General features: G+C 68.5%; 15 protein-coding genes and 3 pseudogenes. 14 read left to right on the plus strand and 4 right to left on the minus strand.

The annotated features are described in order from the left end of the window. Positions 1 to 10: 10 nt before the first annotated feature. Positions 11 to 562, minus strand: a pseudogene (locus tag ACQEV2_RS32295) (acetylxylan esterase); the annotation flags it as partial. A 5-nt stretch (positions 563 to 567) separates the two neighbouring features. Between ACQEV2_RS32295 and ACQEV2_RS32300 the strand changes: the two are divergent. Both ACQEV2_RS32300 and ACQEV2_RS32305 read left to right on the plus strand, forming a co-directional pair. Next, positions 568 to 789: pseudogene (locus ACQEV2_RS32300) on the plus strand (carbohydrate ABC transporter permease); the annotation flags it as partial. Positions 790 to 811: 22 nt separating this feature from the next. Then, a pseudogene (locus ACQEV2_RS32305) lies at positions 812 to 2219 on the plus strand (extracellular solute-binding protein); the annotation flags it as partial. 281 nt (positions 2220 to 2500) lie between these two features. On the opposite strand, the gene ACQEV2_RS32310 reads toward ACQEV2_RS32305, so the two are convergent. Then, complete coding sequence (locus tag ACQEV2_RS32310) at positions 2501 to 6244, minus strand: GH92 family glycosyl hydrolase (RefSeq protein ID WP_433049365.1); 3744 nt, start codon at positions 6242 to 6244, stop codon at positions 2501 to 2503. Between the two features lie 424 nt (positions 6245 to 6668). Here ACQEV2_RS32310 and ngcE point away from each other — a divergent pair, with 424 nt between their 5' ends. The 10 genes from ngcE (at position 6669) to ACQEV2_RS32360 (ending at position 20657) form a co-directional block, all read left to right on the plus strand. After that, positions 6669 to 8135, plus strand: a complete 1467-nt coding sequence (ngcE, locus tag ACQEV2_RS32315) for an N-acetylglucosamine/diacetylchitobiose ABC transporter substrate-binding protein (protein WP_433049368.1) — start codon at positions 6669 to 6671, stop codon at positions 8133 to 8135. A 38-nt stretch (positions 8136 to 8173) separates the two neighbouring features. Continuing rightward, the gene (locus ACQEV2_RS32320; protein ID WP_433049371.1) at positions 8174 to 9097 is read left to right on the plus strand and encodes a carbohydrate ABC transporter permease; all 924 of its coding nucleotides are present in this window, start codon (positions 8174 to 8176) and stop codon (positions 9095 to 9097) included. Positions 9098 to 9111: 14 nt separating this feature from the next. Next, complete coding sequence (locus tag ACQEV2_RS32325; RefSeq protein WP_433049374.1) at positions 9112 to 10044, plus strand: carbohydrate ABC transporter permease; 933 nt, start codon at positions 9112 to 9114, stop codon at positions 10042 to 10044. A 209-nt stretch (positions 10045 to 10253) separates the two neighbouring features. Continuing rightward, entirely contained in the window at positions 10254 to 11465 is a 1212-nt protein-coding gene (locus tag ACQEV2_RS32330; RefSeq protein ID WP_433049377.1) for an ROK family transcriptional regulator, read from the plus strand. A 121-nt stretch (positions 11466 to 11586) separates the two neighbouring features. Next, positions 11587 to 12699, plus strand: coding sequence for a sugar ABC transporter substrate-binding protein (locus ACQEV2_RS32335; protein WP_433049380.1), 1113 nt, complete (start codon positions 11587 to 11589; stop codon positions 12697 to 12699). Positions 12700 to 12883: 184 nt separating this feature from the next. After that, positions 12884 to 13675, plus strand: coding sequence for an ATP-binding cassette domain-containing protein (locus ACQEV2_RS32340; protein WP_433049383.1), 792 nt, complete (start codon positions 12884 to 12886; stop codon positions 13673 to 13675). Next, a complete protein-coding gene (locus ACQEV2_RS32345; protein ID WP_433049386.1) occupies positions 13672 to 14967 on the plus strand; it encodes a sugar ABC transporter permease in 1296 nt (431 codons plus the stop codon). Before ACQEV2_RS32340 ends, ACQEV2_RS32345 begins: the two co-directional genes overlap by 4 nt. Before the next feature lie 231 nt (positions 14968 to 15198). Then, the gene (gene dxs, locus ACQEV2_RS32350) at positions 15199 to 17127 is read left to right on the plus strand and encodes a 1-deoxy-D-xylulose-5-phosphate synthase (protein ID WP_433049389.1); all 1929 of its coding nucleotides are present in this window, start codon (positions 15199 to 15201) and stop codon (positions 17125 to 17127) included. Positions 17128 to 17288: 161 nt separating this feature from the next. Beyond that, positions 17289 to 18812, plus strand: coding sequence for an amino acid permease (locus ACQEV2_RS32355; RefSeq protein WP_433049392.1), 1524 nt, complete (start codon positions 17289 to 17291; stop codon positions 18810 to 18812). 93 nt (positions 18813 to 18905) lie between these two features. Further along, the gene (locus ACQEV2_RS32360; protein WP_433049395.1) at positions 18906 to 20657 is read left to right on the plus strand and encodes an ArnT family glycosyltransferase; all 1752 of its coding nucleotides are present in this window, start codon (positions 18906 to 18908) and stop codon (positions 20655 to 20657) included. A 17-nt stretch (positions 20658 to 20674) separates the two neighbouring features. Here ACQEV2_RS32360 and ACQEV2_RS32365 read toward each other — a convergent pair whose 3' ends face one another. Both ACQEV2_RS32365 and ACQEV2_RS32370 read right to left on the minus strand, forming a co-directional pair. Next, positions 20675 to 21046 (minus strand): NTP pyrophosphohydrolase, encoded by a 372-nt coding sequence (locus ACQEV2_RS32365; protein ID WP_433049398.1) that lies wholly within the window; start codon positions 21044 to 21046, stop codon positions 20675 to 20677. 92 nt (positions 21047 to 21138) lie between these two features. Further along, the gene (locus ACQEV2_RS32370; protein WP_433049401.1) at positions 21139 to 22035 is read right to left on the minus strand and encodes an NAD(P)-dependent oxidoreductase; all 897 of its coding nucleotides are present in this window, start codon (positions 22033 to 22035) and stop codon (positions 21139 to 21141) included. 481 nt (positions 22036 to 22516) lie between these two features. Here ACQEV2_RS32370 and ACQEV2_RS32375 point away from each other — a divergent pair, with 481 nt between their 5' ends. Together ACQEV2_RS32375 and ACQEV2_RS32380 are read left to right on the plus strand one after the other, a co-directional pair. Continuing rightward, positions 22517 to 23533, plus strand: a complete 1017-nt coding sequence (locus ACQEV2_RS32375; RefSeq protein ID WP_433049404.1) for a hypothetical protein — start codon at positions 22517 to 22519, stop codon at positions 23531 to 23533. A gap of 41 nt (positions 23534 to 23574) precedes the next feature. Beyond that, positions 23575 to 23967, plus strand: a complete 393-nt coding sequence (locus ACQEV2_RS32380; RefSeq protein WP_433049407.1) for a hypothetical protein — start codon at positions 23575 to 23577, stop codon at positions 23965 to 23967. Positions 23968 to 23988 lie beyond the last annotated feature (21 nt).

Consider the following 23988-nt stretch of genomic DNA (forward strand, 5'->3'; position numbering starts at 1 on the left):
TCCGTCCGGCTCACGAGGGGAGCAACACGGCCGCCAGCCAGTCCAGTTGGCGGCGCACATGCACCGCGTCGCCGCCTTCGTGGCCGTTGAACGGGTAGGCGTGGATCTCCCTGCGCGGGTCGGCCCCCGACAGCTCCGCATAGCGGTTCAAGGCGCCGTACGCCCCACTCGGCGGGCCCACCGTGTCGCGCAGGCCGGCCCCGAAGTGGGCCGGGGCGTGGGCGCGTCGGGCGAAGGAGATCCCCTCCAGGTAGGCGAGCGTGTCGTACGCGGCCCGCTCGGCGCCCCGGTGCACGGACAGGTACGCGGCGATCTCGCCGCCCTGGCTGTTGCCGACGGCGGCGACCCGGGTGCCGTCCACGCCCGGCAGTGCGCGCACCGCCGTGACGGCCCGGACCGCGTCGGTGATCAGGCGGCGGTAGTGGTGGTCCCGCGGGGACAGCAGGCCGCGTACGGCAGGGCCCGGACCGCCCGGTGCCGTGGCGTGCGGGTCGGGGGTGGCGCCGCCGTTGCCGTACTGGTCGCCCTGGCCCCTGTTGTCCATCAGCAGATGCGCATACCCACCTGGACACGTCCGAGCTGATGCCGGTCACCGTCTATCTGCGCAACCTCATCTCCGGCGCCACCACGGGCGGCAACGCCGGTGCCGCCGACGCACAGCTCAGCCAGGTCGGGGCCAACATCCAGGCCGTCACGATCGTGCTGACCTCGCTGCCGATCCTCTGCGTGTACCCGTTCGTCCAGCGCTACTTCGTCTCGGGCGTGATGCTCGGCGCGGTCAAGGGCTAACGAAGGAGTGCCCGTGTCATCCGTGAACAACGCAGGACAGCTGTCGCGGCGTCAGATACTCGCCGCCGCCGGATTCATCGGCCTCGCCACCCTCACCGGCTGCGGCAGCGGCGACGACGGCGGGGGACTCCATGGACCTGTCGAAGAAGAGGGACGGCGCGATGAAGGAGTACCGCGTCGGTCAGCAGTTCAAGGCGACCAAGCCGCTGTCCGTCTCGGTGCTGCACAACAACAACCCGGTCTACCCGATGAAGAACGGCTGGCTGTTCTGGAAGGAACTCACCAAGCGCACCGGCGTCACCTTCGAACCCGTCGCCGTCCCCCTGGTCGACTACGAGAAGAAGCGCAGCGTCCTCATCGGCTCGGGCGACGCCCCGTTCCTGATCCCCAAGACCTACCACCCTTCGGAGGTCGCGTTCGTGTCGTCGGGCGCGATCCTCCCGGTCAGCGACTACGTGCACCTGATGCCCAACTTCCAGGAGAAGGTCAGGTGCTGGAAGCTGGAGCCGGAGATCGACTCCATCCGGCAGTCCGACGGCAAGTTCTATCTGCTGCCCGGCCTGCACGAGAAGGTCAGATCCGGCTACTCGCTGGCGCTGCGCACGGACGTCCTCGACCGGCTCGGTCTGAACCGGCCCGGCACCTGGGACGAAGTGTACGAGGTCTTCAAGGCGATCAAGGAGGAGTACCCGGACCGCTACCCGTTCTCCGACCGCTGGAGCAAGAACACGCCCTACCCGGCCGCCGCCCTCTTCAGCTACCTCGGCCAGGCCTACGGCGTCCGGGCCGGGTGGACGTACGACAACATCAGCTGGGACGCCGACGCGCAGAAGTTCGTCTTCACCGGAGCGACGGACGCCTTCCGGCAGATGATCGAGTACGTGCGCAAGCTGGTCGCCGAGAAGCTGGTGGACCCGGAGAGCTTCACGCAGACCGACGACGAGGCCGCGCAGAAGCTGCTGGGCGAGAAGTCCTTCGCGATCAGCGCCAACCCGCAGGTCCTGGTGCAGGAATACCGGTACAACCTGCAGAAGCAGGTCAAGGGCGCGAAGATCGAGATGATCCCGGTGCCGCTCGGTCCCGCCGGGCCCGTGGTGCTGGGCGGCGCCCGGCTGGAGAACGGCCTCATGATCTCCAGTAAGGCGCTGAAGAGCGACAGGTTCGTCGCGATGATGCAGCTCGTGGACTGGCTGTGGTACTCGGACGAGGGCCAGCGGTTCGCCCGGTGGGGCGTCGAGGGGGTGACCTACACCCGCTCCGGAAGCCAGTACAAGATCAAGCCCGGCATCAGCCTCATGGGCTCCGACCCGGACGCCCCGAAGGACATGCAGAAGGACTACGGCTTTTACAACGGCGTCTTCGCCTACGGCGGCAGCTGGGAGCTCGTCTCCTCCATGTTCAGCCCCGACGAGAAGAAGTTCCAGGACAGTCGTACGGCCGGCACCGCGCTCGAAGGTGAACGCCTCGCCGCCGTCGCCGTCACCGCCCTCGGCGCCGGTCAGCTCCAGCACCAGGTCGTACAGCCCGGGGGCCGCGTCGCGCTCGACGCGGCCCCCGAACCGTGCGCAGGCCTCCGCCACTTCCCCGTGGACCGGGTCCACCAGTGGACCCGAACCGCGGATCAGCGTTCGCCGGGTGCCGATCGGCCGGAACGCCTCGTCCGGCAGCCAGGCCGGATCGACACCCTGCATGAGACCCCCAATGCACCTGCTCAGGCGAGCAGTTCGACTTCCGACACCACCGCCTCACCGTCGAACACCAGGCGGTACTTCCCGTACGTACCCGGGGACCCCACGGTGAACGCCCGGGTCTGCCGGTCCCAGGTGAAGGACTGCCCCGAGCGCTTGTCGAGGGTCTGCCACGTGGTCCCGTCGTCCGAACCCTGGAGGGTCCAGCCGGTCGGCGCCCGGTTCCGGTCCGAAGACGACGTCAGGGTGTACTGCACGGCCTTGGTACGCCCGGACACCGGCAGCTCCAGCGAGGTGACGCTCGCCTGAGTCGCCGACGTGTCGTCGAACAGGGCACCCTCACCCTTCAGCACGTCCGCCCGCGGCACCGGCACCTCGTCGTCCTTGGTGATCGACACGGGCGCCGCGTTCTTGCCGGTGCCCCAGGACGACGGCCGCGGCCCCATGTCGAACTCCAGGACACCGCCCTTCGCGATCAGCGAGTGAGGCAGCGAAGTCGACTTCCACGGAACGCCGTTGACCTTCAGGCCCTGCACGTACACATTGCGCGCACTGTTCTTCGGCGCCTTGACGACCAGCTCCCGGCCGTTCTCCAGATGAACGGTCGCCTTGGTGAACAAAGGCGACCCGATGGCGTACTCGCCACTGCCCATCACCAGCGGATAGAAGCCCAGCGCGGAGAACAGGAACCAGGCCGACTGCTCGCCGTTGTCCTCGTCGCCGTGGTAGCCCTGCCCGATCTCGCTGCCGACGTACAGCCGCGACAGCACCTCGCGGACGTTCTTCTGCGCCTTCCAGGGCTGACCGGCCGCGTCGTACATGTAGATGGCGTGGTGCGCGACCTGGTTGGAGTGGCCGTACATGCCCATCCGGACGTCCCGCGCCTCCGTCATCTCGTGGATGACACCGCCGTAGGAGCCGACGAAGTCGGGCGAGGCCGTCTCCGGGGTGGCGAAGTACTCGTCGAGCTTGTCCGCGAGGCCGCCGCGGCCACCGTAGAGGTTGGCCAGGCCGCGGCTGTCCTGGGGCGCCGTGAAGGCGTATCCCCAGCCGTTCGTCTCCGTGTAGTCGTAGCCCCACACGCGCGGGTCGTACTTCGAGGACTCGACGCGCCAGTCGCCCTTCTCGTCGCGGCCCTGGAAGAAACCGGCCTTGGAGTCGAAGAGGTTGACGTAGTCCCGGGCTCGGTTGAGGAAGTACTCCGACTCCTCCTTGTAGCGCTTCTCGCCCGTCTCCCGGTACAGCGCCTGGCCCATCCGCGCGATGCCGTAGTCGTTGAGGTAGCCCTCCAGCGCCCACGACAGGCCCTCGTGCGTCGCGGTGCTGGTGTAGCCGAGGAAGGGCGAGGTCGACATGCCCTTGCGGCCCACGCCGGACGACGGGGGTACGACGGTCGCGTTCTTCACGGCCGCGTCGTAGGCCGACTTCGCGTCGAAGTCGACGCCCTTGACGTACGCGTCCGCGAAGGCGACGTCCGAGGAGGTGCCGGTCATGAGGTCCGCGTAGCCGGGGGAGGACCAGCGGGAGGTCCAGCCGCCGTCCTTGTACTGTTGCACGAAGCCGTCGACCATCTCGCCCGCTTGACTGGGCGTCAGGAGCGAGTACGCGGGCCAGGTCGTCCGGTAGGTGTCCCAGAAGCCGTTGTTGACGTAGACCTTGCCGTCCACGATCTTCGCGCCGGTGTGGGTCGGTGTGTCCGGACCCGGCATCGGGGAGAACGGGGACGCGTACTGGTACTTCGAACCGACCTTCTCGAAGCCGGAGTTGGGGTACAGGTACAGCCGGTACAGGCTGGAGTACAGCGTGGTCAGCTGGTCCGGCGTCGCGCCCTCGACCTCGACCTTGCCGAGCAGCCGGTCCCACTGGCGCTGGGCGCGCGACTTGACCGTGTCGAAGGAGGTGCCGTCGGGGATCTCCTGGCGCAGGTTGTCCTTCGCCTGGTCGATGCCGATGAGCGAGGTGGCGAGGCGGAGGGTGACGGTCCGGTCGTCACCGGCGTCGAAGCGCAAGTGCCCCTTCACCCCGCTGGCGGAACCCTCGGTCACGGGCTTGTCGAACACGCCGTACACGAACAACCGGGTCGCACCCGTCGACAGCCCGGACTTCACGTCCGAGTAGCCGGTGACGATCCCGTTCTCCTTGTCGAGCGTGAGCCCGGCCTGGTCCGTCACGTTGTCGAAGAGGACGCTCGCGTCGTCGCCCGGATAGGTGAAGCGCAGCACCGCCGCGTGGTCGGTGGGCGCCATCTCCGTCTTGAGCCCGTTCTCGAACCGCACCCCGTAGTAGTACGGCCGCGCGGTCTCGTTCTCGTGCCGGAAGGCGAGCTCGCGTGCCTCACGGCCGGTGTCCGGGGTGCCGGAGGCGGCCGACGGCATCACCTGGAAGGTCTGCCGGTCGCCCATCCAGGGGCTGGGCTCGTGGCTCGCGCTGAACGCCTGGATCGTCGGCAGGTTGTGGTCGTTGTTCGCACGCGCGTAGTCGTACAGCCAGCTCAGCGAGCCCGCGTTCGTCACCGGCGTCCAGAAGTTGAAGCCGTGCGGCACGGCGGTCGCCGGGAAGTTGTTGCCGCGCGAGAATCCGCCGCTGGAGAGGGTGCCCCGGGTGGTGAGCGCGTAGTCGGACGGGTGCGCCTTGGGCCGCTCGGGTGCCACGGGCTTCAGCGTGATGTCGTCCAGCCAGCCCCGGAACTTCGCCGGGCCCTTGGGGGAGTCGTACGCCACCAGGATCCGGTCGACGGTCTTCCCGGCCGCGACCGACCCGATCCGCGAGACGACGTTGTTCCACTGGTTGACGTAGAGCACCTTGGCCGCGCCCTGCCCGCGCGGCGTCAGCGGGAAGCCGTGCTGGTCAGTGGCGCCGAGGTCGCTCAGAGAGGTGCCGTCGGTGAAGACCAGGTCGACCGAGACGTTCGTGGCGTCGTAGTCGAGGTCGCCGTCCGCCATCGACGGGAAGACGCGGTACGACAGCCGGGTGTCACGGCCGACGGCCACGTTCACGTCGTAGACCTTGTTGTACGAATACGCCCGCCCGTCCGCCGTGTGCCGGCCGGCGTACTTCAGGGCCCGCTTGCCGGTGAAGCCCGCGCCCGCCTTGGCGGTCGGCGAGCCGCTCGGGCCGCGGTCGACGAGGGAGAGCATGTCCTGCGGGACCGGGCCCTCGCTGCCGCCCGTGGAGAACTGGACGTCGGCGAGCTGCAGGATGCCCGAGGCGCCGTTGTTCTTGGTGACCTCCAGCCGCAAGTGCTGGTATTCGGCCGGTTCCGCGATGTCGTACGTCTTTGTCTGGAACCGTTCGGCGAACGTCTCACCTGAGCGGGTGTCGAGGGTCTTCCAGTCCTTGCCGTCCGTGGAGGCCTTCAGGGTCCAGTCCCGCGGGTCGCGCTCGGCATAGTCATTGGCAGAAGTGAGCGCGTATTTCGCTAGTTTGACCGGTTTGTCCAGGTCGAACTCCACCCATCCGGTGGTTTCGAAGACCAGCCATTTGGTGCTCGGCTCCCCGTCGACGAGGTTCTCCTTCACCTCCCCGCCGCCCGTGTTCTCGCCGTTCGCCCGCACGTCCGTGACATGGTCGGTCACATTGCCCGGAATGCCACTGCTGTAGCCGCCGTCGACGCCCGAGGCCCGCTTGCCGCCGTCCGGTGCGGTGTCGACGGTGTTGAGCCAGTCGGGTGCCGGATCGCCCGCCTCGAACGAGGAGGCGAACTCCTGGTCGGCCGCGTCGGGAGCGTCGGGGAGCGCCACCGCCGCCCCCTGCGAGCCCACCGTCATGACAAAAGCGGCCGCCGACACGACCGCCGTACCCCATCTGTGCCGAGCTCTTTGCTGCTTCAACGGGTACCCTCCCTGCGCACGGGACAACGTTGTCAACTTCGCTGCGCAAGGATCAGTTGTGTCTCAAGTGGTCAGCCGTGTCAAGGGTGTTGGATGTGGCATCCGGGCTCAGTGACAGGGATTTTTCCGCCAAGGAACACACAGGTCGCTCATATTTCCGCGAGGTCTCAACTCGGAAAAGACCACCGGCCAACCTTGCATTCGATCTTGCTCCGTTGGCGGGAAGTGGACTATACCTGTCGGCGATTCACACGATTCGCACTTCCTGCACGACCCAGCCTGCACGACCTGCTCGACCCGACCGCGGTGCCGGGAGGATCCGGTTCACCGCCTGAGTCCTGGAGAAGGCGAGGACTTGAGCATGGGATCCACTTCCGCCGAGAACCCGGAGAACAACGGCTCCGCAACTGTCGGACGCCGTGACCTGATCAAGCGGTCCGTCGCGCTCGGTCTGATCTCCGTCCCCACGATGAGCTTCCTGTCCGCGTGTGCCACCGGCGGAGGCGGCGGCAACGAGGAGGAGAGCAAGGCGCCGGGTGGCGCGAAGTCCGCCACCAACCCCCTCGGGGTCAAGGAGGGCCTCGCGCTGGAGGCGTTCATCTTCAAGGGCGGCCTGGGCGACCAGTACGCCAAGGACGCCGAGGCCGACTACAAGGCGAAGTACAAGGCCGACGTCAAGCACACCGGCACCCAGCAGGTCGGCCCCAAGCTCACCCCGCGCTTCGCGGGCGGCAACCCGCCGGACGTCATCGACAACTCCGGCGCCGACCACCTCGACATGAACAAGCTGTCCACCCAGGGCCAGCTCCAGGACCTCCAGGCGCTGCTCGACGCGCCCTCGCTGGACGACTCGAGCAAGAAGATCTCGGACGTCATCCACCCGAGCACCATCGAGAAGGGCAAGCACGGCGACACCTTCGACGTGCTCTACTACGCCTTCACCATCTACGGCACCTGGTACTCGCAGAAGGCCCTCGACGACAACGGCTGGGAATACCCCAAGACCCTCGACGACATGGTCAAGCTCTGCGGCGAGATCAAGAAGAAGGGCATCGCGCCCTGGACGTATGCCGGAAAGTATCCGTACTACGTGCACTTCAACCTGTTCGCCCAGATCGCGAAGATCGGCGGCATGGACGGCTGGATCGCCATCGACAACCTGGAGCCCAACGCCTGGACGAGCAACGACGCGGTGAAGGTGGTCGCGGAGCACTACGAGGAACTGGCCGCCAAGAAGTACTTCCTGGCCGGCAGCCAGGGTCTGACGCACATCCAGTCGCAGACCGCATGGAACAAGGGCAAGGCCATCTTCATCCCCAACGGCTCCTGGGTGGAGAACGAGGCCGCGCCGACCACGCCCAAGGACTTCCAGATGTCCGTCGGTGCCCTCTTCGACGGCTCCAGCGGCGACAAGATGCCGCACGGCACCTTGCGCGCCGAACCCAGCGAGCCGTACATCGTGGCGAGCAAGGGCAAGAACCCGGCCGGCGGCATGGAGATGCTGCGCATCATGCTCTCCAAGAAGCACGCGCAGAACTTCGCCAAGCTCGTGAAGTCGCTGACCTGTGTCGTGGACGCCACCGAGGGCATGACTCTCTCGCCGGGCCTCGCCTCGGCGAGCAAGGCGTTCAAGGACGCCGGTGACAACATCATCAGCCTCCAGTTGCAGGAGTGGTACCCGGCGCTGACGGACGAGAAGATCGGCGGCCTCACCGGTCAGCTGCTCACGGGCGAGCTCAAGGCGGCCGACTGGATCAAGAAGACGCAGCAGTACGCCGACGAAGTGGCGAAGGACGACTCCGTCAAGAAGTTCAAGCGCGAGAAGTAGACCGGGGACGTCACCGAGGGGAAGGGCCGGGAAGCGGCATGCAACACGGCAAATACCGATTCATCGTGGGCTTCCTGGCCCTGCCCGTCATCGTCTACGCGGTCTTCGTGATCTCGCCGTTCGTGCAGGCCTTCCAGATCTCGCTGACCGACTGGTCGGGTCTGGTGGGAACGGCGAAGTTCGTCGGACTCGAGAACTTCGAAAAGCTCTGGAACAACGAGGACTTCTGGAACGCGCTGCGGCACAACGTCTACATGCTGATCGCGGTGCCCTTCATCACCCTGGCGCTGGGCCTGTTCTTCGCTTTCATGCTCAACGTGGGCGGAAAACGCCGTAAGAACGAAGTCATCACCGGAGTCACCGGTTCCAAGTTCTACCGGTTCGTCTTCTTCTTCCCGCAGGTCATCTCGATCACCATCATCGCCGTCATCTGGTTCAACATCTACAACCCGGACCCCGACGACGGCATGCTCAACTCCCTGCTGGGCGCGGTCGGTCTGGACGGCTGGCAGAACGCCTGGCTGGGGGAGAAGAGCCTCGCCCTGATGTGCATCATGGCGGTGATGATCTGGTCCCACGTGGGCTTCTACGTCGTGCTGTTCTCGGCGGCGATGGCGTCCATCCCGCGGGACATCTACGAGGCGGCGCTGCTGGACGGCGCGGGCCGCTTCCACACCTTCTTCAGGATCACCCTGCCGCTGCTGTGGGACACCGTGCAGACCGGCTGGGTGTACATGGGCATCATCGCCCTGGACGGCTTCGCCCTGGTGCAGATCATGTCGGTCAACATGGGCGGCCCCGACGGCGCCACGGACGTCATGCCGCTGCGCCTGTACCTGACGGCCTTCCGCGACAGCCAGTTCGGCTACGCGTCCGCGATGGGCGTCGCGATGCTCATCGTCACCATGACGTTCGCAGTGCTCACCCTGCGCTTCGCGCGGCGTGAGCGGATCGAGTTCTAGGGGTACGGGGCGACATGACGACCGACACGAACACCGGCACGGTCACCAAGACGGACGAGGCGGACCGTCCGGGGGTCACCAAGACGCTCGGTCCGACCGACGGACGCAGCTCCGAGGGCGGCGTCCTGCACGTCTTCTCGCACGGCATGCTCGTCCTGTGGGCGCTGATGGTCGGCGTGCCGCTGCTGTGGGTGCTGTGGAGCTCCTTCAAGACCAGCAACGGCATCCTGTCCGACCCCTGGGGGCTGCCGACCAGCTTCCACTTCGAGAACTGGGCCAACGCCTGGAACAAGGCGAACATGGGCCGGTACTTCCTCAACACCGCCATCGTGGTCGGGGGGTCCGTCATCGGCACGATGGTGCTGGGCTCGATGGCGGCGTACGTGCTGGCCCGGTTCACCTTCCCGGGCAACCGGTTCCTCTACTTCATGTTCGTGGCCGGCATGTCCTTCCCGGTCTTCATGCTGGTCATCCCGCTGTTCTTCGTGCTGCGGGACTTCCCGGGCAGCTCGCTGCTCGCGACGTACCACGGGCTGATCCTCGTCTACATCGCCTATTCGCTGCCGTTCACCGTCTTCTTCATGACCGCGTTCTTCCGCACCCTGCCGACGTCGGTCGCGGAGGCGGCGCTCATCGACGGGGCATCGCACACGCGAACGTTCTTCCAGGTCATGCTGCCGATGGCCAAGCCGGGCCTGATCAGCATCGGGATCTTCAACTTCCTGGGCCAGTGGAACCAGTACCTGCTGCCGATGGTCCTCAACCAGAACGAGGACAAGTACGTCCTCACCCAGGGCCTGGCGATGATCGCCCTGCAGCAGGGGTACGAGAACGACTGGGGCGCCCTGATGGCCGGCATGATGATCGCGATGCTGCCGGTGCTCATCGTCTACTTCATCTTCCAGCGGCAGGTGCAGGCGGGCCTGACGGCCGGTGCGCTGAAGTAAACGCTCTCTGTTGACCCGGACGTAAGCGCCGCGTCACCCCGCGTCATCCGTGAGCCATCCCACACAGGCGTGGCTTACGTGTGCGCGTACACATCCCCGGATCCGGTTCAACCTCTTGACGGGAGCCAACCCGAACGGCTCAGCTTAGAGTTCACTAGTTGGACACGAACGGGGCCCCATCGAAGCGGTCCCGCGCGCAGGAGGTCGTCGTGGAGACTCCGGGGTCGCAGTCGTCGCTGCACCGAGCCAACCTGGAGCGGGTCGTACGGGCCGTCCGGCTGGCCGGATCCCTCACCCAGGCGGAGATCGCCCGGACCACGGGTCTGTCCGCCGCGACGGTCTCCAACATCGTGCGCGAGCTCAAGGACGGCGGAACGGTCGAGGTCACGCCCACATCGGCGGGCGGCCGCCGGGCCCGCAGCGTCTCCCTGAGCGGTGACGCTGGGATCGTCATAGGGGTCGACTTCGGGCACACGCATTTGCGCGTCGCGGTCGGGAATCTCGCCCATCAGGTGCTCGCCGAGGAGTCCGAGCCGCTCGATGTGGACGCCTCCTCGACGCAGGGCTTCGACCGGGCGGAGGAGCTGGTCAATCGCCTGATCGCAGCAACGGGCGTCGACCGGTCCAAGATCGCCGGAGTGGGTCTCGGCGTGCCCGGCCCGATCGACGTCGAGTCCGGGAGCCTGGGCTCGACCGCCATCCTGCCGGGCTGGACCGGTACCAAGCCCGCCGAGGAGCTGCGCGGCCGGCTGGGCGTGCCCGTGCACGTGGACAACGACGCCAACCTGGGGGCCCTGGGCGAGCTGGTCTGGGGCAGCGGGCGGGGCGTCAGGGACCTGGCGTACATCAAGGTGGCCAGCGGTGTCGGTGCCGGTCTGGTCATCGACGGCAAGATCTACCGGGGCCCGGGTGGCACGGCGGGAGAAATCGGGCATATTACTCTTGATGAGTCCGGCCCTGTCTGCCGCTGCGGAAACCGGGGCTGCCTGGAGACCTTCGCGGCCGCCCGCTATGTGCTTCCGCTCCTCCAGCCCAGTCACGGCACCGATCTGACCATGGAGGGCGTCGTACGGCTGGCCAGGGACGGAGACCCGGGCTGCCGTCGGGTGATCGCCGACGTCGGCCGCCACATCGGCAGTGGAGTCGCCAATCTCTGCAACCTTCTGAACCCGAGCCGCGTGGTCCTGGGCGGTGATCTCGCCGAGGCCGGGGAGCTGGTCCTCGGGCCCATCCGGGAGTCCGTCGGCCGCTACGCCATCCCCAGTGCGGCGCGCCAACTGTCCGTTCTCCCCGGGGCACTTGGTGGTCGTGCGGAGGTGCTCGGAGCACTCGCGCTCGCGCTCAGCGAGATGGGGGATTCGGCGCTTTTGGACGGAAGTGTCGCCAGCACACTGCAGGCCGCTACTCCTGCCTTCACTTAGAGAACGGATGGCACCGTTGCCAACCCGTTAAGGATTTACTTCTTGACGTCGCACGTGTGGCCGAGTTGACTTCCAGCCACCTCGGCCGCAGTGTCGCGGCCTCGTCAGGGAGGTTTCTGAAGTGAACACGCGTATGCGTCGTGCCGCCGTTGCCATTGCCGCTGGTGCGATGGCCGTCTCGCTGGCTGCCTGTGGCAGCGCCGAGGAAGCGGGCGGGGACAACGACTCCACCGCCACTGCGGCCAAGGGCGACAACATCAAGGTCGGTCTCCTGCTCCCGGAGAACCAGACGGCGCGCTACGAGAAGTTCGACCGCCCCTTGATCGAGAAGAAGATCAAGGAGCTGACGAACGGCAAGGCGACGATCGACTACAACAACGCCAAGCAGGACGCCAACCTCCAGGCCCAGCAGGTCGACACCATGATCACCAACAAGGTGGACGTGCTGATCCTGGACGCCGTGGACGCCAAGGCCATCAAGAACTCCGTCCAGAAGGCCGTCGACGCCGGCATCAAGGTCGTCGCCTACGACCGCCTGGCCGAGGGCCCGATCAGCGGCTACACCTCGTTCGACAACGAGGAGGTCGGCAAGACCCAGGGCGAGGCCCTGCTGAAGGCTCTGGGCGACAAGGCCACCAAGTCCACCAAGATCGTCATGATCAACGGCTCGGTCACCGACCCGAACGCCGCCCAGTTCAAGAAGGGCGCTCTCTCCGTCCTCGAGGGCAAGGTCGACATCGCCAAGTCGTACGACACCAAGGAGTGGAAGCCGGAGAACGCCAACTCCGAGATGGAGGCGGCGATCTCGGCGCTCGGCAAGAACAACATCGCCGGCGTCTACTCCGCCAACGACGGCATGGCCGGCGGTATCATCACCGCCCTCCAGGCCGCCGGCCTCAAGGTCCCGGTCACCGGCCAGGACGCCGAACTCGCCGCCGTACAGCGCATCGTCGCCGGTGACCAGTACATGAGCGTGTTCAAGTCCTACCCGCAGGAAGCCGGCGTCGTCGCCGAGATGGCCGTCGCACTGGCCAAGGGCGAGAAGCTGGACTCCATCGCCAAGGACAAGGTCTCCAGCGGCAGCGCGAAGGACATCCCCGCCGCCCTGATCCCGGTCGTGTCGCTGACCACGGACAACATCAACGACACGGTCATCAAGGAAGGCTTCTACACGGTCGACGAGATCTGCACGGCGAAGTACAAGAGCGCCTGCGAAAAGATCGGCCTCAAGTAAGCAGCCTCCGGTCCCTATCCAGGTGCGGGAATTCGTCCTTGAATTCCCGCACGGGACATGACTGCTCCAGACTCCTCCGGCGCCCCGCGCATTCATGAAGCCCCGCAAGCTCGGCGCGGGGCGCCGGACGGAACCCCCCCAAACTCTTCTGCACTACCTTCCGCCGGGTCAGGCGGCGAAGGAGATGGTTCACGTGTCCGCTACGCCCGTGCTGGCGTTGCGCGGGGTCTCCAAGCGTTTCGGTGCCGTTCAGGCGCTCACCGACGTAGAGCTTGAGGTCCACGCCGGTGAAGTGGTCGCCCTGGTGGGCGACAACGGCGCCGGAAAGTCCACGCTGGTCAAGACGATCGCCGGCGTGCACCCCATCGATGAGGGCGTCATCGAATGGGAAGGCAAGGCCGTGTCGATCAACCGGCCGCACGACGCCCAGAACCTGGGCATCGCGACGGTCTACCAGGACCTCGCGCTGTGCGACAACATCGACGTCGTCGGCAACCTCTTCCTGGGCCGCGAGCTGAAGAAGCGCGGTGTCCTCGACGAGGTCGAGATGGAGCGCCGCTCCCGCGAGCTGCTCCAGACGCTGTCGATCCGCATCCCCAGCGTCCGCATCCCGATCGCCTCGCTCTCCGGCGGTCAGCGCCAGACCGTGGCTATCGCCCGCTCCATGCTCGGCGAGCCCAAGCTGGTCATTCTCGACGAGCCCACCGCCGCCCTCGGTGTCGAGCAGACCGCCCAGGTCCTCGACCTGGTCGAGCGGCTGCGCGAGCGCGGGCACGCCGTCATCCTCATCAGCCACAACATGGCCGACGTCAAGGCCGTCGCCGACAAGGTCGCCGTCCTGCGCCTCGGACAGAACAACGGTGTCTTCGAGGTCAAGACGACCTCGCAGGAGGAGATCATCTCCGCCATCACCGGCGCCACCGACAACGCCGTGACCCGCCGTGCGGCGCGCACGACCGGGGAGGTTTCCAAGTGAGCATCGACAAGACCTCCACGACACCGCAGGACGAGCACGAGGTCCTGAACACCGAGGCCGCCGCCGCCGCGGTGACCGCGGTCGACCCCCGCCTGCTGGTGCAGGAGCAGGGCCTGGCCGGCTACATCACCGAGTTCCGGCGCAAGATGAAGGCCGGTGAGCTGGGCTCCCTGCCGGTCATCCTCGGCCTCGTCGTCATCTGCGTCATCTTCCAGAGCCTGAACTCCGCGTTCCTGTCCGCGCAGAACATCAGCGACATCACCGTCACGATGGTCGGCACGGGCATGATCTCCGTCGGCATCGTCTTCGTGCTGCTGCTCGGCGAGATCGACCTGTCCGTCGGCTCGGTCAGCGGCGCGTCCAGCGCCATCGCGGCCGTCCTCGCGGTGAACCAGGGCTGGCCCGAGTGGGCGGCCGTACTGTTCGCCATCGCGGCGGGTGTCGTCATCGGCGCGGCGCACGGCTTCTTCTTCGCGGTGCTGGGCGCCCCGGCGTTCGCCGTCACGCTGGCCGGTCTGCTGTTCTGGCTCGGCTTCATGCTCCAGACGCTGGGTGAGAACGGCACGATCAACCTCGACAGCGACGGGCTGATCGGCAAGCTGACGACGTACTTCTTCACGGATGTCGCGGCGGCGTACGGCCTGGCGGCCGTGGTGACGGCGGTGTTCTTCCTCACGTCGTTCTTGAGCAACCGCCGCCGTGAGGCCGCGGGCATCCCGTCCCGGCCGCTGAGCGACACGATCCTGCGGACCGTGCTGCTGGGCGTCGTCGCCTTCGCCGCGGCGATCATGTACAACCAGTACAAGGGCCTGCCGCTGGCCACGGTGATCTTCCTGGTGTTCCTGGTCGCCACGGACTTCGTGCTGCGGCGCACCTCGTACGGCCGTAAGGTCTTCGCGCTCGGTGGCAGCGTTGAGGCGTCCCGCCGTGCGGGTATCAACGTCACCGCGGTGCGGATCTCCGTGTTCGCGATCTCCGGTGGGTTCGCGGCGATCGGTGGTCTGTTCCTGGCCTCGAAGATCGCGTCCGCCAACCAGAGCGCCGGTACGGGTGACCTGCTCATGAACGCCATTGCCGCCGCGGTGATCGGTGGTACGTCGCTGTTCGGTGGGCGGGGGCGGACGTGGAACGCGCTGCTCGGTGTGCTGGTGATCGTGTCGATCCAGTACGGGCTGCAGCTGGAGTCCATCGCCGAGCCGGTGAAGTACATGATCACCGCCGGTGTTCTGCTCACTACGGTTGTGATCGACTCGATCACGCGTAAGACGCAGAAGACCGCGGGGCGCGCGTAGCGCGGATCGCCGTAGCGCCGTCGGGGCGTGGGTGAGCTGGCGGGTGCCGGTCCGTTGTGGCTGGTCGCGCAGTTCCCCGCGCCCCTTCTCGGCGTTGTAGTACAGGGCGTCACCGGGTAGAGCCGAATGCGTGACCTACGACTCCCGGGCCGGGAACCTTCCGCCTGAGCGGAACATTAGACTCGACAAGCCCGGCAACAGCTCGAACAGCTCTACTGCAAGGAGGCACGGGTGCCGCTGCTGACCCGCATCACGGGACCGCGCGATCTGGACCGGCTCAGCCCTGAGGAGCTGGAACAGCTGGCAGAGGAGATCCGGACCTTCCTCGTCGACGCGGTTTCCAAGACCGGCGGCCACCTCGGCCCCAACCTCGGTGTGGTCGAGCTGACCATCGCCCTGCACCGGGTTTTCGACTCGCCCAGGGACAAGGTGCTGTGGGACACGGGTCACCAGTCCTATGTGCACAAGCTGCTCACCGGGCGTCAGGACTTCTCGCGGCTGAAGATGAAGGGCGGTCTGTCCGGTTACCCCTCGCAGGCCGAGTCCGAGCACGACGTCATCGAGAACAGCCATGCCTCGACCGTTCTCGGTTGGGCCGACGGGCTCGCCAAAGCCAACCAGCTGCTCAAACGCGACAGCCATGTCGTCGCCGTCATCGGCGACGGCGCGCTGACCGGCGGTATGGCCTGGGAGGCGCTGAACAACATCGCCGAGGCCAAGGACCGCCCGCTCGTCATCGTCGTCAACGACAACGAGCGGTCGTACGCGCCCACCATCGGCGGTCTCGCCAATCACCTGGCGACCCTACGGACGACCGACGGCTACGAGCGCTTCCTCGCCCGCACCAAGGAGATCCTCGACCGCACGCCCGTGGTCGGCAAGCCGCTCTACGAGACCCTGCACGGGGCCAAGAAGGGGCTCAAGGACTTCATCGCGCCGCAGGGCATGTTCGAGGACCTCGGGCTGAAGTACGTCGGACCGATCGACGGGCACGACATCGAGGCGCTGGAGTCGGCGCTCGCGCGGGCCAAGCGGTTCGGCGGGCCGGTCATCGTGCACTGCCTCACCGAGAAGGGCCGCGGCTACCAGCCCGCCCTCCAGGACGAGGCCGACCGCTTCCACGCCGTCGGCAAGATCCACCCCGACACCGGACTGCCGATCGCCACGAGCGGCGCCGACTGGACCTCCGTCTTCGGCGACGAGATGGTCAAGCTGGGGGAGGAGCGCGAGGACATCGTCGCCATCACGGCGGCCATGCTCCAGCCGGTGGGCCTGGACAGGTTCGCCAAGCGGTTCCCCGAGCGGGTCTACGACGTCGGCATCGCCGAGCAGCACGGCGCCGTGTCCGCGGCGGGCCTGGCGACGGGCGGTGTGCACCCCGTCTTCGCCGTCTACGCCACCTTCCTCAACCGTGCCTTCGACCAGGTCCTGATGGACGTGGCCCTGCACAAGTGCGGCGTCACCTTCGTGCTCGACCGCGCCGGTGTCACCGGCACCGACGGCGCCTCCCACAACGGCATGTGGGACATGTCGATCCTGCAGGTCGTACCCGGGCTGCGGCTGGCCGCCCCGCGCGACGCCGACCAGGTGCGGGCGCAGCTGCGCGAGGCCGTCGAGGTCAAGGACGCGCCTACCGTCGTGCGCTTCTCCAAGGGCGCCGTCGGCCCCGCCGTACCCGCCGTGGGGCGGGTGGGCGGCATGGACGTGCTGCGCGAGCCGGGGACGGACACCCCGGACGTGCTGCTGGTCTCGGTCGGCGCCCTCGCGCCGATGTGCCTGGAGATCGCGAAGCTCCTCGACAATCAGGGCATCTCCACCACCGTCGTCGACCCGCGCTGGGTCAAGCCCGTCGACGAGGCCATGGCCCCGCTCGCCGAGCGGCACCGCGTGGTCGTCACCGTCGAGGACAACAGCCGTGTCGGCGGTGTCGGCTCGGCGATCGCGCAGGCCCTGCGCGACGCGGGCGTCGACGTCCCGCTGCGGGACTTCGGCATCCCGCCGCGCTTCCTCGACCACGCCTCCCGCGCCGAGGTCATGGCCGAGATCGGCCTCACCGCCCCCGACATCGCCCGCCAGGTCACCGGGCTGGTCTCCAGGCTGGACGGCCGGTTCGACCGCACGGCCGCCGAGGTCGACTCGGTGGAGCCCGCCCGGGACTGACCCCACCGGGAACCCACAACACCGGTACGGCCGGATGGGCCGGTTCGCCACTCATGCTGGTGGCGAAACCGGCCCATCTGTGTGAATCCGCCCGGGCCGGGGCATGCGTACCACGCCCCCTCTCGATCATGTCGAGGACGACAAGCGTGGGAGGTACGCCCGTGAGCAGCACCCTCTTCCGGACGAAGAGAGTCGAGCAGTCCATCCTCGACACCGAGGAGCCAGAGCACGCGCTCAAGAAGTCCTTGTCCGCGCTGGATCTGACCGTCTTCGGTGTCGGCGTCATCATCGGCACCGGCATCTTCGTTCTCACCGGCACGGTCGCGAAGAACAACGCCGGGCCCGCGGTGGCCCTGGCGTTCGTCACGGCCGGCGTCGCGTGTGCCCTGGCAGCGCTCTGTTATGCCGAGTTCGCGTCCACGGTCCCCGTCGCCGGGTCCGCGTACACGTTCTCGTACGCCTCCCTCGGCGAACTGCCCGCCTGGATCATCGGCTGGGACCTGGTCCTGGAGTTCGCGCTCGGTACGGCGGTGGTGGCCGTCGGCTGGTCCGGCTACATCCAGTCGCTCATGGACAACGCGGGCTGGGAGATGCCGGCGTCCCTGGGCAGTCGTGAGGGCGCCGACGTCTTCGGCTTCGACATCCTCGCCGCCGCGCTCGTCCTCGTCCTCACCGGCATCCTCGTGCTCGGCATGAAGCTGTCCGCGCGGATCACGTCCCTGGTCGTCGCCATCAAGGTGACCGTCGTCCTGACCGTGATCATCGCGGGCGCCTTCTTCATCGACGGCGAAAACTACGACCCGTTCATCCCGAAGGCGCAGGAAGTGGATGCCGGATCGAGTCTCCAGGCCCCGCTGATCCAGCTGATGTTCGGCTGGGCGCCTTCCAACTTCGGCGTCATGGGCATCTTCACCGCCGCCTCGGTCGTGTTCTTCGCCTTCATCGGCTTCGACGTAGTGGCCACGGCCGCCGAGGAGACCAGGAACCCGCAGCGTGACATGCCGCGCGGCATCCTCGGCTCCCTGCTCATCTGCACCACGCTGTACGTCGCCGTGTCGATCGTCGTCACCGGTATGCAGCACTACAGCCGGCTGTCCGTGGACGCCCCCCTCGCCGACGCCTTCAAGGCCACCGGACACCCCTGGTACGCGGGCTTCATCAGCTTCGGCGCCGCGGTCGGCCTGACGACGGTCTGCATGATCCTGCTCCTCGGCCAGACCCGCGTCTTCTTCGCGATGAGCCGCGACGGGCTGCTGCCCCGCTTCTTCTCCCACGTCCACCCGCGGTTCAAGACCCCGCACCGGCCGACCATCCTCCTCGGCGTGATCATCGCGATCCTCGCCGGCTTCACACCCCTCACCGAACTCGCCGCCCTGGTGAACATCGGCACCCTGTTCGCCTTCGTGGTCGTCGCCATCGGCGTGATCATCCTCCGCAGGACCCGCCCCGACCTGCACCGATCCTTCCGCACCCCGTGGGTCCCGGTCGTCCCGATCCTGTCGGTGCTCGCCTCGCTGTGGCTGATGATCAACCTGCCCGCCGAGACCTGGGTGCGGTTCGGCATCTGGATGGCTGCCGGGTTCTTCGTGTACTTCCTCTACGGCCGCTCCCACAGCCGTCTCGGACAGCAGGAGGAGACGGCCGTCGGCGAGGTCATGAAGCCGCCGCGGGGAGACGCCGAGTAGCCGAATCGAGGGTTGACGGGCAGTCAGCCCCTACCCTTCCGGCCCCGTATGTCCCGCTTCGGTAGGGGCTGCGGGGCCGGATAGCGTTCACTCATGCTCGCCGAGCTCCTAGCACCGCCACGCTCCGTGTCCGGCCCCCGGGCGGATCGTGGCTTCTGGAGACGGCTGCTGCCCACCCTGGCGCTGCTGGCCTGCATCACCCGCCTCCCCTCCTTCACCCGTCCGCTGTGGAACCCCGACGAGGGCTACCTCGCCGTACAGGCACGGATACTGGCGCACGGCGGAGAGCTGTACGACACGGTCGTCGACCGCAAGCCCCCGCTGGTGCCGTGGCTGTACGAGGCCGCGTTCGCGGTGGCCGGATCCGGATCGCTCGCGCCGGTGCGGGTTCTCGCGGTCGCGGCCCAGCTGCTGACCTCCGTGCTGCTGGCCTCGCTGGCGCGCCGCCGCTGGGGTGACACGGCGGGCGGGACGGCCGGAGTCCTCTATCTGCTGGTGTCGGTCGGGCTCAACCCCGAGGACGCCCAGGCCGCCACCTTCGAGGTGTTCATGCTGCCGTGCACGGCGGCGGCGATGTGGTGCGCCGACCGGCGCCGATGGGGCGCGGCGGGCCTGGCGGTCGCGGGCGCGTTCCTCGCCAAGCAGACCGGCGGGGCGGTGCTGGTGCCGGTGCTGTGGCTGTGTGTGGCGGCCAGGGGGTGCCTTCCGGATCAGGCCGGCTGCAGGACGCAGACCCTCGCAGGGAAGACGAGCCTGGGTCGATGGGGGTGGGCCCGCGCGAGCCGGGCGAAGCTGGTTCGAGCGGGCGGGAGCGTGCCACTGCAAGGCGGCGGAGGCCGGGACACCAACCGCCACCGCGGCGGGCGACGCGGAGCGGTGGGGGCGTCCCCGCGCGAACCCTGTTCGAGCGTGGGGGAGAGTGACGACAACGCGGCAGATGCGCGTGGCAGGGGCCGCGACGACGGCGTGATCCAGAAAGCATCCCCTGGGGCGGTGCGAGGCGGGGGACTGGCGCGGTTGGGCGCCGGCGTGGTGGTGCCGGTGATGGGCGCGGCCGCGGTGACCGACCCGGCGGGGTTCCTGTTCTGGACGGTGACAGGGTCGGGGGCGTACCTCTCCTTCGCCGGGTCCGAACTCCACGTCCTCGTACGGGGTGTGACGAACACGGCGATTCTCGCGGTGGGGTGTGCCGGTCTGATCCCGCCGCTGGTACGGGCCTTGCGGCCGGCCCGCACCGGGGCCGTGGACCTGTGGCTGTGGCTGGCCGCGTCGGCCGGGGCCGTTCTGCTCGGCTTCCATTTCTTCGGCCACTACTACCTGCAACTCCTCCCGCCCCTCGCCCTACTGGCGACGGCCGCGCTGCAGCTCCTGCCGCGCGACCGCCTGACGCACACGGTCCTGACCTCGGCGTGCTGCTGCGCCCTGTTCCTGACCTGGGGGCTGCTCGCGCCCCGCCCCGAACTCGACCATGCGAGGAGACTGGCCGACGAGGTGGCGGCCCGGACCGATCCACGGGAGCGGGTCCTGGTCTGGGGCATACACCCGGAGACGTACTGGCTGGCCGACCGCAGCCCCGCAAGCCGGTACCTCACGGCGGGGCTCCTCACCAACTACAGCGGAGGGCGGGACGGACCGCAGGTCGGCGAGCGGTACGCGGTCGAGGGGGCCTGGGCGGTCTTCCGCGAGGAGATGACCGAACGACCGCCGGCGCTGATCGTCGACGACTCGCGGGGGAAGCCGTACGGAGCGGAGAGGGTGCCGGGTCTTCGGCGGTTGCTGATGGCGGGGTACGAGGAGGCGGGGGTGGTGGAGGGGGCGGTGCTGTACGTACGGAGCCGTGCCTAGCGGCGTATGGGAGCTCGCTACGGCCGCACCGTACGCGGCCCCGCCACCTCCGCCCCCAACTCCGTCACCCTCCGGCGCAGTTCCCGATCCGCCGTCACCACCAGACAGGGCCGCCCACCCGCCCGCGCGACGAGCTCGACCATGTGGTCGTCCCCGCTCCCGGGCGCCGACTCCACCCGCACCCCGGGCACCGGCTCCACCCCCCGAGCCGCCCCCTCCACCACCAGCACGATCTCCACGGGCCCCGCCCGCCCCGGCACCCCGTCCACCGCCAGCCGATCCCGCAACCGCTCCGCGGCCCCCCGCCGATCCCGCCACCACCCGTCGGGCACCGACCCGACCACATTCGCGGCGTCGACGATCACGAGCAGGGGGGCGTCCTCATTCATGCGGCTAGGGTCGCACGGCGTTCATGGGGCAGGGGTGCACGGCGTTCACGGGGCGCCCGAGCCCACGGCATGCAGGAGGCGGGCCGCACGGCTCACTCCTCGGCCGTCCCCTTCTCGTCGAAGCTCGCGAAGTACGCCGCCGCCATGTCCTCGGCCCCGTGCCCCTGAGCGGCCGCCCGCTCGAAGCGCTGCGCACTCGCCTCGGCCACATCCAGGCGTACGCCGTACCGCTCGCCCGCCTCCACGATGAGCCGTGCGTCCTTGGCCGCGGTGGCCACCGCGAACTGGGCCGGGGACAACTGGTCGTTCAGCACCAGCCCGGACTTGGCCCGCAGATACCCCATGTCGAGCGGCCCGCCGTCGATCACCTCGAAGAACCGCTGCGGATCCACCTCCAGCGCCTTGGACAGCGCCAGCACCTCACCGGCCGCGTTCGTCACGGCGAGCACCCAGCTGTTGGCGACCAGCTTCAGGCGGGTAGCGGTGCCCGCCGCGCCGTCCTCGCCGGTCCACACCGTACGGGCGCCGACGGCGTCGAACACGGGCGTCACCGTCGCCCGTCCCTCGACCGGCCCCGCGGCCAGCACGGTGAGCTGACCGGCCTCGGCGGGCTCGCGGGTGCCGAGGACCGGGGCGTCGTAGAAGACGAGGCCGTGCTCGCGGGCGAAGGCGGCCAGGTCGGCGATCGCATCGATGCCGGCGGTCGTCGACTGCACCCACACCGCACCGGAGCGCAGCGCGGGCGCCGCCTCGCCCATGACGTCCAGCGCCGCCGGACCGTCGTACAGCATGGTCAGGACGACATCGGCGCCCTCGACGGCCTCGGCGGGGGAGTCGGCGACGAACGCGCCGTCGGCGGCCAGGGGGTCTGCCTTGGCGCGGGTGCGGTTCCAGGCGCGGACGGTGTGTCCGGCCCTGACCAGGTTGCGGGCCATCGCGGCGCCCATGATGCCGGTGCCCAGGACGCTCACGGTGAGCTTGTCGGTCATGACGTCGACCTCCCCTTCTCCTGCGGATGTTGCTGCCGACGTCCAGCCTGCCCTCTCGGCGCCGGGCGGCACGCACCTGACCGCCGAGTCGTGTGGGTGATCGCTCCTCTTCCTGTATGCCTGAAATCTCGCCCCTCGCTCATCACGCCCTCAACGGGGTACCGTCCGGCGATCATTCGTAGGAGAAGTCGGTGTGCTGACCATCAGCGTCTGAAGCGCGAGGAAGCACCCGTCGTGTGGCGGGAGCTCGTGGCCGAGCACCCGGACATGCGGTTCGGGGTCGCCTTCGAACACCCCGGAAGCCGCACTGCGGCTCCTGACTCAAACACCCTTGGGGCCAGGCGAGCGACGTGTTCCGCATGATCTTCGACGCTCGTGCGAGCAAGCTGTGGGGGAGCCCACCACGGGTTCCCGCCGGGCACCGTCTGACCGACAGGGGGCCGGGAGGTGACCGGAGGCCTGCCCCGCATATGGTGATCCGGTGAACGGCGACTGGCTCATCCGCGGCCGCGACGGCCGCCTCAGCGTCTATCTGCCGACCGACGACGCCGTCCTGTGCCGGGCGGAACTCGGACCCGGCGGCCCCTGGGACCCCCCGCGCCGGGTCGGCGGCGACCAGAAGCTGCGCCCCGGCCCCGCGGTCGGCCAAGGTGCCGACGCCTATGCCCATCTGGCCGCCTGGCGCCCCACCGCGCCGGGCGAGGCCGGCCTGGTGCACTCCACGCACTTCCGGCCGCGCCTGGCCGCGCTGGACTGGATCTCCATCGGCCACCCGAACAAGACCGGCGACCGCACCGGCACGCCCGCCGTCGCGGTCGACGCCCAGGGGCGGGCCCATGTCTTCGTGCGCAACAAGGGCGGCGGAGTGAGCATGCGCGGCCAGAAGGAGGTGGGCGGCTGGGGCCCGTGGCGCGACCTCAAGGGGCGGGAGGTCGACGACCGGCCGGCCGCCGTGACGGGGGAGTCCGGGCTCGTCGAGTTGTACGCGGCGGTCCCCGGTGCCATCCTGCACTGGCAGCAGGAGAAGCCGGGCAGCGTCCCGGTGCTGGAGGAGGCGATGGAGACCCCGGTCCGCCCGGGCACCCTGCACGCCCTGGCCACCTCCGCGGACCACACCACCCTCTTCTACGCGGACGACTCCGGCGACCTGTGCGCCTGGCGCCCCGGCACCAAGCCGGTGACCCTGTTGGCGTCCGCCGGTCCGGGCCCGGTGTCCGCGATCCGCTGTGAACTCGACGGCCACGACTGCACGTTGCTCGCCCAGCGCTCGGCGAGCGGCCGCGTCGCCTTCGCCGCGTATCCGACGGAGCAGGAGTCGGCGGGCGCATGGTGGACCGAGTCGGGGCCGCAGCTTCCGGCGGACGCGGTGGTGGCGCTGGCGGTGGACGCGGACGAGCGGGTGGTGGCGGCCACGTTGTCCCCGTCGACGGGGCAGCTGCTGATCACCCGGCGCAAGAACGAGCCGGGGCTGGCGCTGGAGGCTTGGCGGGAGGTCTGAGCGGCTAATTCGCAAGACCGTTCGGGGGTCGGTGCGCCAGGATGACCGTCGTGGACACCGAAGAGCTGGTCGAAGTCTGGCGGCGGATCCTGGCGCCCTCCGGGATCTCATGGGTGCTGTTCGAGAACGGCACGTGCGTCATGCTGAAGGAGCCCGAGCCCGAACTCGCCGGACAGGCGGTGGAGATTCTGCAGGAGTTCGGCCCGGTACGCGCGGGCGGACCGGCCGGCGACTTCAACGTGCTCGGGCTCAAGGACGGCACCGGATGGCTGGTCACCGGCCATCACCCGGACGTCGTCACCTACGTCGCCGACGACGAGCCCGCCGACCCGTCGCACCTGGCTGTCGGCATCCACGGCCGCACCAAGCGCCATCAGGACGGCACGGAACTACGCGTCGTCCACGTGGAGGACGTACGCCCGACCGCCGGATGAAACGCCGGTGCCCCGCACACC

Source organism: Streptomyces sp. CA-251387, assembly GCF_050936625.1.
Taxonomy (GTDB): Bacteria; Actinomycetota; Actinomycetes; order Streptomycetales; family Streptomycetaceae; genus Streptomyces.